We start from the raw sequence: 8,991 nt of genomic DNA, 5'->3' as shown, positions 1-8,991 counted from the left end.
GAAGGTCTTCGCCATTGAGCTTGACTTCGGTGCCCGACCACTTGCCGAACAGGATGCGGTCGCCGGCCTTGACGTCCAGCGGGACGAGCTTGCCGGCTTCGTCGCGGGCGCCGGAACCGACGGCGATGATCTCGCCTTCCTGCGGCTTTTCCTTAGCCGTATCGGGGATGATGATCCCGCCCGCGGTCTTGGATTCGGATTCGACCCGACGAACGACCACGCGGTCATGAAGCGGGCGGAACTTCGACTTTGCCATTTTTTATTCCTCGATGAGAATGGTGAGAACAGTTCCTCCGTCCGGCGGCGCCGGACATGTGGTTAGCACTCATCTTGGGGGAGTGCTAACGTGGCGCTGAAATAGGCTGGCAGCTCGTGCGAGTCAAGGCGCCCGCTGGGCATAATCAGGACAATTGCTTCAAACGGATACTTGACCAAGTCAACTAAATCGCTGATCTTGCCGGGAGGAGGATGCCATGACCATTCATCATCACCCAGGCAAGGAGCGGATCGACGCGGTGCGAGCCTTCAACCGCTTCTACACCCGCCAGATCGGGCTGCTCGACGAAGGGCTGCTGAAAAGCACCTTCTCGCTGACCGAGGCGCGGGTGCTCTATGAGCTGGCGCATCGCGATGGCCTGACCGCCACCGACCTTGCGCGCGATCTCGGCCTCGATGCCGGTTATCTCAGCCGGCTGCTGAAGAAGTTCGAGGAGCGTGATCTGGTCGAGCGCGCCACGATCGAGGCGGATGCGCGGCGCTCGTCGATCGCGCTGACCAAGGCCGGGCGGCAGGCCTTCGCGCCGCTGAACCAGGGTTCGCACGACCAGGTCGCGGCTTTGCTCGAACGGCTTTCGGTTGCCGAACAGGACAGGCTGGTCAAGGCCATGCAGACGGTGCAGCTTCTGCTGGGCGGAAGCGCCGAACCCAAAATTCCCTATATGCTGCGGTCCCTGCAGGTCGGCGACATCGGCTGGATCATCCATCGCCAGGGCCTGCTCTACGCGCAGGAATATGGCTGGGACGAAACCTATGAAGCGCTGGTCGCCGAAATCCTCGGTGCCTTCGTCAAATCCTTCGATCCGAAATGGGAACGCAGCTGGATCGCCGAGCGGGAAGGGGAGGTCGTCGGCTCGGTCTTCGTCGTGCGCCAGTCGGACGCGGTGGCGAAGTTGCGCCTGCTCTATGTCGAGCCTTCGGCGCGCGGCCTCGGCATCGGCAAGCGGCTGGTCGAGGAATGTGTCGGCTTTTGCCGCGCCAGGGGTTACAGGACACTGACGCTGTGGACCAACGGCGTGCTCGCCGCCGCTCGCCACATCTATGAGGCTGCGGGCTTTAAATTGACCAACGAGGAGCGCCACCATTCCTTCGGCAAGGATCTGGTCGGCCAGAACTGGAATTTGGAGCTGTAGCAGCGCCGCAGAATTTCGAGCATCGGCCTGGGGCGGTCGCTCAGATCGCAGGCTTGATGTTTTGGTTCAAGCGAAAGAAATTGGTGGGATCATACTTGTTCTTTAGTGCGGCCAACCTCGGATAATTCTCGCCGTAAGCCGCCAGAACCCGATCAGTGCCCTCTTCGCCGAGATTATTCGCATAGACGCCGCCGGTCGAGAACGGTCTCATTGCATCCCACAGGTCGCGCGCCCATTGGATGTGCGTTTCGTCGTCAGACGGATTGTCCCAGATCGATATCGGGAAGCAATCGTAAAGTGCATCTCTGTTGGCGTAGGGCGTTCCGTCCATGGGTACTCGCGAGATGGCGCCGCCAACCTGCTGCAGGACTAGAAGCGATTCGCTGGGTGCAGTCATGTAAGCCGCAAGCATGGTATCGATCGCCTGATCTGTGATTTCGCGCATGAACTGCGCCTTCCAGTAGTAGCGCCGCCCGCGCGGAAAGAGGCTGTCCCCGGCCGATTGGATTTGAAGATAGGGGACAGGAGCAATCCGGCGCTCAACTGGCGTGCCATGCTCTCTCAGAGGTTGAATGATTTGCTGGCCTTCGTCGAGTGGGCCGATGTAGCACGCCGATGTGCTGAAGAAGCGTTCGCCCGAGGGCGCCGTCACAAGTGCTGCATCCAGGCTCAGCTCATCCGGGGCGCCGCTCGAGAACGCACGATAGAACCGCATCGCTTCGCGTGCCTCTTCGTAGCGGTATAGCATCGATCCCGCGATGAGGAGCGGACCCACGGGATGGAGCTTGTATTCGAAGGTGGTGACTATTCCGAAATTGCCGCCGCCGCCCCGAATGCCCCAGAACAAATCTGCATTTTCGGCCGCGTTTGCCGTGAGCAACCGGCCGTCCGCCGTCACGATTTCGACAGCGACAAGGTTGTCGCAGCTCAGTCCATGTTTGCGGCCAAGCTTGCCGAACCCGCCGCCGAGTGTCAGTCCGGCTATGCCGGTATCCGCATTGACACCCATGGTCGTCGCAAGACCATGGGCCTGTGTGGCTGCGTCGAACTCGCCCAGGTTCAGGCCGGCTTCTGCGCGCGCAACACGGCGGATCGGGTCGACTTCGATCCGCTTCATGCGTGACACATCGATCACCAAGCCGCCGTCGCATACCGAACTGCCGGCGACGTTATGACCACCGCCGCGGACGGCGACGAGGAAGCCTTGCGATCGGGCGAAGTTGACGGCCGTGACGACATCGCTGGATTCGGCGCAATAGAAGACAGCCGCCGGCCTCTTATCGACCATGCCATTCCAAACTCTGCGCGCCTGGTCATAGCCAGGGTCGTCCGGAAGGATCAGATCGCCGCGAATCGCCTGCCTGAGCCGGGCGATATCTGGCGCCTGGGCCGCTGTCGTTCACCGGATCATAAATATCTCATGCGGCGCCATTCGCTGCAAAATCGAATATCTCAGTCGCTGGATGAGCTAAATTCATCTAAACTGCCTGGATGAGAAAACTTCCGCCGCTCGGGTCGCTTCGCGCCTTCGAAGCCGCTGCCAGGCTGATGAGCTTCAGGAAGGCCGCGACGGAACTCGGAGTGACGCCAACGGCCATCAGCCACCAGATTCGATTGCTGGAGGAGGTCTGTGGGCAACTGCTGTTCCGGCGGCGCCCACGACCGCTCGTGCTCACAGGCGTGGGCGAACGGCTATTCCCGGTAATTTGCAGCGGCTTCGACGCTTTCGCTGCGGCAATAGCATCAGCCTCGGCCGGAGTTGGCCAACGCCCGTTGCGCGTGACGAGCCCAAATGCATTTGCCAGCCGATGGCTGGTTCCGCGCCTGTCGAAGTGGCGCGAACAGCATCCGAACATTCCACTGGAGATCATCGGGACAGACGCCGTTCTGGACCTGCGAGCCGGTGACGCCGACGTCGCGATCCGCTATGCGCGCAGGATGCCGCGGGATGTTCCCGCGCAGGAAATTTTTCGGGACGCATTCTTTCCGGTATGCAGCCCGGAGCTGTTCGCAGGAGGCGACCGACAGATCGAGCGCGCCGCCGATCTGCTGCAATACCCGCTCATCCATTTCAATTGGACGAACCGCGACCCGGAAGCGCCGACTTGGCAACGATGGCTGGCGATCGCACGCTCGATCGATCCCAGCATCCCCAATGCCAACCAGGCATGGGACCTAAGCTTCCGCGAAGAGCTGCACGCGATTGACGCGGTAGCGGCAGGCCAAGGTATCGCTATCTGCAGCGATGTGGTCGTCAGTGGCGAACTCGAGGCTGGCAGGCTAGTCAAGGCACATGATCTCTGTCTGCCAGGCTATGGCTTTTACCTTGCCTGCGTAGCCAATCACCCCCGACAAGCGCATATCGAAGCGTTTTCCGCCTGGATGAGATCGATAGTCTGAGCATCTGAACGCCGATCTTCTGCATGCCCGTCACAAGCGGTAGCAGCGCTTCCTGCGCTTCGGGATCGCCTGCCGCGCCTCACTTTGACCGGTATCCAAATTTCCAGCCTTGCCGCTACAGGGATCGAATTCCGGCGCATCGGCGACCTCGCGCCCAGATGCCGGCAGCCATTTGTCCCAAATCGTGTTGGGGGTTGACAGAAGCAGACAACGTCCTCTAGGTACGTAATGTTATTACATTACGAGGTATGCATGACTCCTTCTGACAAGACCCTTGCTCCAGCGGCTGTCCGAACTCCGAAAATTTATTGCGCTGTGAGTGGCGGAAAATTAGGGTGGCTGAGTGATGGTCCCCGAGTCGAAAGGCAAGGGGTGAAAAGGGAACACGGTGAGGTCTTCGGATCGAGGCCGTGGCTGCCCCCGCAACTGTAAGCGGTTAGCAAGATCCGAAGTGCCACTGGCCGGCAAGGCTGGGAAGGCAGGATGGCGCAAAGACCCGCGAGCCAGGAGACCTGCCATCAGCATGAGTTGACCGGACGGGGTGTGCCGGGAGGAGACGTGGACATCGGTCTTGTCGGCCGGTCCGTCCAGCTTCCTTCCGTCGCCATTGAGAAAGTGACGGTAAGTTGGACGCCTCCCAGCCTCTTCTTGAAGCGCGCGAACTGAGTGCGACGGCAAATGGCCAGCGCCTGGTCAGTGCGGTGAGCCTTTCGCTAGCGGCGGGCGACCGCCTCGCCATCATCGGCCCTAACGGCGCCGGCAAGACGACGCTGCTGCGCATGCTCTGCGGTACGCTGCGGCCAAGCGCAGGAGACGTGAGATTCTCCGGACGCCGGCTGGAGAGATTTTCGGCCGCCGAGCGGGCGCTGCACATGGCGGTCGTCGGCCAGACCGATCAGCCCGACCCGCGGCTTGCCGTGATCGACTATGTCGAGCTTGGGCGCGTCCCCCATGCGGGCTTGCGACGAAGGAGCGAGCAACGCGACATCGTCATCGAAGCGCTTCGCAGAACCGGCCTGATGCCGCTGCTCGGCCGCACAATCGGCTCGCTATCCGGTGGCGAGCGGCAACGCGCCCAGCTGGCGCGCGCCATCGCCCAGGAGCCCAAAATCCTGTTCCTCGATGAACCGACCAATCATCTCGATCCGCGCGCCCGCAGCGACCTTCTCGAACTCGTATCGCAGTTTGGCATGACCGTGGTGGCGGTGCTTCATGATCTGTCGCTGGTCACGCCATTTGCCACCAGGGTCGCGGTGATGAACGAGGCCCGCCTGCAGGCACTCGCCGGTCCGCACGAGGCGCTGACCAAGCAATTGATCCGCGAGACTTTCGGCGTCGACATGCTTCGGCTGCGCCATCCCACCGAGGACCGCGAACTTACGATCTTCGACGTTCCTAACCGTGCCTCTTCCCATCCTGATCTGACCAAGGAGCAACATTCGTGAAACGCCTCGCATTGTCTTTTGCCTCCCTACTGCTTGCCCAGGCGGCCTTCGCTTTTCCCGTGACCGTTGACAGCTGCGGCACGCCGCTGACGTTCGAAGCCGCGCCGAAGCGCGCCGTTATCCAAGATCTGAACATGGCGGAGATGGCCTTCGCGCTGGGGCTGCAACCGTCGATCGTCGGCCTGACGGGCATCACCGGATGGTACAAGGTCGGTCCGGAATTCAAGGCTGAGCAGGGCGCGATCCCGGAACTCGCACCGAAATACCCGACGCTCGAAAACCTCGTCGCCGTCGAGCCCGATTTCTTCTTCGCCGGCTGGTATTGCGGCATGAAGCCAGGTGGCGAGGTGACGCCCGATACGCTGGCGCCGTACGGCATCAAGACGCTGGTGCTGACGGAAAGCTGCGTCCATCTCGACCAGAACCGCCCCGCCGCCTCGATGGACCTGCTCTATGGCGACGTCGAAAAGCCGGGCAAGATTTTTGGCAAGGAGGCCCAGGCGGGAAAGCTTGTGTCGGACTGGAAGGCACAACTTGCCGATATCACGGCAAAGATCGGCGACCGCAAGGGAACGCGCGTGTTTCTTTACGACTCCGGCGAAGACAGACCTTTCACATCAGGCAAGTTCGCGATCCCCAGCGCCATGATCGCTGCTGCCGGCGGCGACAACATCATGGCCGACATGGCGACGAGTTGGGGCAATACGGATTGGGAGACGGTGGCGGCCCGCAATCCGCAATTCCTTATCCTGCTCGACTACCAGGACGGCGGCGGCTACAGGAAACTGCTCGATTTCCTCAAAGCCCATCCGGCGATGAAGGAGACTGATGCGGTCAAAAATGAACGCTTCGTCGCGCTGCGCTATGCCGAACTGACACCTGGGCCTGCCAACATCGAGGCGATCGGCAAGATCGCCAGGGCGATGCACCCGGAAGCTTTCTGAGCTTGCGCCAGAGAGCGTTCGAATTGGCCATGACAGCAGGAGCAGCAGCAATTGCTGCTCTTGCTTTGTTGTCGATTGCCTATGGATCGACGGTCATCGCGCTGAGCGACGTGATTGCTGCGCTCGGACATGCGGCCGGGCTGGACGGAGACATCGTGTCCGGTCCGGCCGGCAAGATCCCGATTGCCAAGATCGTTGTCGATCTCAGGCTGCCGCGCACGATTATGGCCATCTGTGTCGGCGCCGGGCTGGGCGTCATCGGCGCGCTGCTGCAGACGGTAACGCGCAACGACCTCGCCGATCCGTTCCTGTTCGGCCTGTCGTCCGGAGCGGCGGCCGGCGCGGTTTCCGTCATCACCATTTTTGGCGACCATTTCGGCATCTGGACGTTGCCGGTCGCGGCCTTCACGGGCGGCGTATTAGCCGCCGGCATCGTGCTGTTGCTGGTTTCGCGGGTGAGGGGGCAAGGCCCCGAACGGCTGATCCTCGCCGGGCTTGCTGTCTCCTTCATGTTCACCGCCTTGACCAACTATCTCGTCTTTGCCGGAGACCAGCGCGCCGCTCACTCGGTGTTGTTCTGGACGATGGGCGGGCTCGGGCTCGCGCGTTGGGACAATGTCGGGCTGGCTGCTCTGGGCGCAGGCACCATCCTTGTCTATGGACTTTGGAACCATCGTCGGCTCGACGCTTTCCTGGCCGGCGAGAATGCCGCCGAAAGCCTCGGTGTGCCGGTTGCGCGGATGCGCAGGATGACATTTCTCGTCGCCGCTTTCTCGACAGCAATCCTTGTCTCGGTAGCAGGCGTCATAGGTTTCGTTGGCCTGATGATCCCGCATTTGTCCAGGACCCTTGCCGGCCCGCTACACCTTCGCCTGATCGCAACCTGCGCTATCTTCGGAGCGGTGCTGTTGCTGGCAAGCGATCTTCTCGCGCGCACGCTGCTGCCGCCGCAGGAACTGCCGATCGGCATCATCACCAGTTCGTTCGGTGCTTTCTTCGTGGTCACGATGCTCATTCGCAATCGCTCATGATGTGACTGCCATGCACACTTGCCGGCTTCTGGCACAATCCGGCTCCTTGAATTATGAGCACGCTTATTATATATGTCGCTCATGGTTTCCGACGGCATCGACAGATTGGGCTTTTTGATCCACGACGTGCAGCGCCTGATGCGCAAGCGCTTCGAGGCGCGCGCCAGTGGTTTCGGCCTTTCTTCGGCGCAATGGCGGCTTCTGGTACGTGTCGCCAAGGAGGCGGGTGTCGCGCAGGCGCGGCTTGCCGAGCTTCTCGAAATCGAGCCGATCAGCGTCTCGCGTCTTGTCGATCGCATGGAGGAGGGCGGCTGGATCGAGCGCCGTCCCGACGCAACCGACAGGCGAGTGCGCATGATTTTCCCGACCGCCAAGGCCAACGCGGCCTACACCCACGTCAAGAGCCTTGCCGGCGAGGTTTATGAGGAATCGCTCGTTGGCGTTTCGCCGGAAGATCGCCACGTCCTGGTCAGGGCGCTGGAGACAATGGTGCAGAATCTTGCAGATGGTGAGACGCCGCCCTCGGAAAAAGTGAAGAATACGGAAGGCGCAGCAGCATGAACGCGGTAGCCAAACTAGATGAGAATGCGGCCAAGCTGGAGATGGAAGCTCCCGCGAAGCCGGCGGCAGCTCCGGTAACGGTCGCTCCGCAGATAGCTCCGGCGCCGGTGGCGCCGAAGAAGAAGCGCCGTGCCGGCCGCTTCCTTTTGATGTTTGTGCTGCCCGCTGCGTTGATCGCCGGCGGCAGCTATGTCTGGGTGACCGGCGGCCGCTATCAGGAGACCGAGAACGCCAATCTGCAGCAGGCCAAGGTGTCGATAGCCGCCGATACGGCGGGCCGCATCGTTCAGGTCGACATTTTCGACAACCAGTCTGTCAAGCAGGGCGACGTGTTGTTCGCTATCGATCCCGAGCCCTACCGGATCGCATTGGCCCAGGCCGACGCGGCGGTGGCTGGCGCACGGCTCAATGTCGAGCAGCTGCGTGCGGCCTACAGCCAGGCGCTGGCGCAGGAGAAGTCCGACGAAAGCCAGGTCCAGTACGCGCAGTCGCAATATGACCGCGCCGCCGACCTTGCTCGCAAGGGCATCAACGCCAAGTCGTCTCTGGACGAAGCCAAGAACGACCTCGACAAGGCGAAGCAGCAGCTGGCCGTGGCCCAGCAAGGGATCGCCAGCGCCAAGGCGGCACTTGGCGGCAATCCCGACATCGAGACCGACAAGCATCCAACGGTAATGGCGGCGCTCGCCGCACGCGACAAGGCGGCCTACGATCTGGTCCAGACCACGGTCAAGGCACCTGCCGACGGCATCATCAGCCAGGCCGCTTCGTTCAAGGTCGGCCAGTATGTCGGTTCGGGCACGCCGTTGTTTTCGCTGGTCGAGACCGGCGACACCTGGGTCGACGCCAATTTCAAGGAAACCCAGCTCACCAACATGAAGCCGGGCCAGAAGGCCGAAATCGTGGTCGATACCTATCCGGGCAAGACGTTCGAAGCCACCGTCAAGGCGATCGGCGCCGGCACCGGGGCCGAGTTCTCGCTGCTGCCCGCGCAGAACGCCACCGGCAACTGGGTCAAGGTCACGCAGCGCATTCCGGTCCGCCTGGAATTGGCCGATGCCGACGCCAAGACGGCGCTGCGCACCGGCATGAGCGCGACGGTCACGGTGGACACCGGCGTTTCCCGCGGGCTGCCGAGCATTTTCGGCCGCGCCACGGCAGGCGAGGCCAGGTAAAGAGGCCTGGTAGCGGCCGCATAGCA

The 8,991-nt window shown here is 61.9% G+C and carries 10 protein-coding genes, 1 pseudogene and 1 riboswitch; of the genes and pseudogenes, 8 read left to right on the top strand and 3 right to left on the bottom strand.

Annotated features, from left to right (window positions below; all coding sequences use genetic code 11):
- The coding region (locus tag NKI25_RS17360; protein WP_287236804.1) for a co-chaperone GroES at nucleotides 1–256 on the bottom strand (256 nt) is incomplete at its 3' end.
- Nucleotides 257–473: 217 nt separating this feature from the next.
- Between NKI25_RS17360 and NKI25_RS17355 the strand changes: the two genes are divergently transcribed.
- Nucleotides 474–1,409, top strand: a complete 936-nt coding sequence (locus NKI25_RS17355) for a bifunctional helix-turn-helix transcriptional regulator/GNAT family N-acetyltransferase (RefSeq protein ID WP_352998844.1) — start codon at nucleotides 474–476, stop codon at nucleotides 1,407–1,409.
- A 40-nt stretch (nucleotides 1,410–1,449) separates the two neighbouring features.
- On the opposite strand, the gene NKI25_RS17350 is transcribed toward NKI25_RS17355, so the two are convergent.
- On the bottom strand, nucleotides 1,450–2,697 hold the full coding sequence (locus NKI25_RS17350) for an FAD-binding oxidoreductase (RefSeq protein ID WP_352998842.1): 1,248 nt from the start codon (nucleotides 2,695–2,697) through the stop codon (nucleotides 1,450–1,452).
- Here NKI25_RS17350 and NKI25_RS17345 point away from each other — a divergent pair.
- Both NKI25_RS17345 and NKI25_RS17340 read left to right on the top strand, forming a co-directional pair.
- Nucleotides 2,581–2,904, top strand: a complete 324-nt coding sequence (locus NKI25_RS17345) for a hypothetical protein (protein WP_352998851.1) — start codon at nucleotides 2,581–2,583, stop codon at nucleotides 2,902–2,904. The two genes, NKI25_RS17350 and NKI25_RS17345, sit on opposite strands and share 117 nt — an antisense overlap.
- The gene (locus tag NKI25_RS17340; protein WP_352517858.1) at nucleotides 2,901–3,809 is read left to right on the top strand and encodes a LysR substrate-binding domain-containing protein; all 909 of its coding nucleotides are present in this window, start codon (nucleotides 2,901–2,903) and stop codon (nucleotides 3,807–3,809) included. Before NKI25_RS17345 ends, NKI25_RS17340 begins: the two co-directional genes overlap by 4 nt.
- An 83-nt stretch (nucleotides 3,810–3,892) precedes the next feature.
- Here the strand turns inward: NKI25_RS17340 and NKI25_RS17335 are convergent.
- Nucleotides 3,893–4,004, bottom strand: a pseudogene (locus NKI25_RS17335) (AraC family transcriptional regulator); the annotation flags it as partial.
- Between the two features lie 135 nt (nucleotides 4,005–4,139).
- A riboswitch (cobalamin riboswitch) is annotated at nucleotides 4,140–4,343 on the top strand.
- Nucleotides 4,344–4,435: 92 nt separating this feature from the next.
- Here NKI25_RS17335 and NKI25_RS17330 point away from each other — a divergent pair.
- The 5 genes from NKI25_RS17330 (at nucleotide 4,436) to NKI25_RS17310 (ending at nucleotide 8,965) form a co-directional block, all read left to right on the top strand.
- Nucleotides 4,436–5,254, top strand: a complete 819-nt coding sequence (locus NKI25_RS17330) for an ABC transporter ATP-binding protein (RefSeq protein WP_502897392.1) — start codon at nucleotides 4,436–4,438, stop codon at nucleotides 5,252–5,254.
- On the top strand, nucleotides 5,251–6,198 hold the full coding sequence (locus NKI25_RS17325) for an ABC transporter substrate-binding protein (protein WP_352998839.1): 948 nt from the start codon (nucleotides 5,251–5,253) through the stop codon (nucleotides 6,196–6,198). The genes NKI25_RS17330 and NKI25_RS17325 overlap by 4 nt, the downstream gene beginning before the upstream one ends.
- Nucleotides 6,199–6,227: 29 nt before the next feature.
- The gene (locus NKI25_RS17320; RefSeq protein WP_352624298.1) at nucleotides 6,228–7,229 is read left to right on the top strand and encodes a FecCD family ABC transporter permease; all 1,002 of its coding nucleotides are present in this window, start codon (nucleotides 6,228–6,230) and stop codon (nucleotides 7,227–7,229) included.
- 81 nt (nucleotides 7,230–7,310) lie between these two features.
- A complete protein-coding gene (locus NKI25_RS17315; protein WP_352517870.1) occupies nucleotides 7,311–7,790 on the top strand; it encodes a MarR family winged helix-turn-helix transcriptional regulator in 480 nt (159 codons plus the stop codon).
- A complete protein-coding gene (locus tag NKI25_RS17310) occupies nucleotides 7,787–8,965 on the top strand; it encodes an HlyD family secretion protein (protein WP_352517859.1) in 1,179 nt (392 codons plus the stop codon). Before NKI25_RS17315 ends, NKI25_RS17310 begins: the two co-directional genes overlap by 4 nt.
- The last annotated feature ends 26 nt before the right edge of the window (nucleotides 8,966–8,991 follow it).

Origin of the sequence: Mesorhizobium sp. M0808 (assembly GCF_040320025.1) — a bacterium.
In the GTDB taxonomy this organism is placed as follows: domain Bacteria; phylum Pseudomonadota; class Alphaproteobacteria; order Rhizobiales; family Rhizobiaceae; genus Mesorhizobium.
The sequence above is the reverse complement of the archived record's forward strand: the minus strand, read 5'-3'. Positions and strand labels throughout refer to the sequence as shown.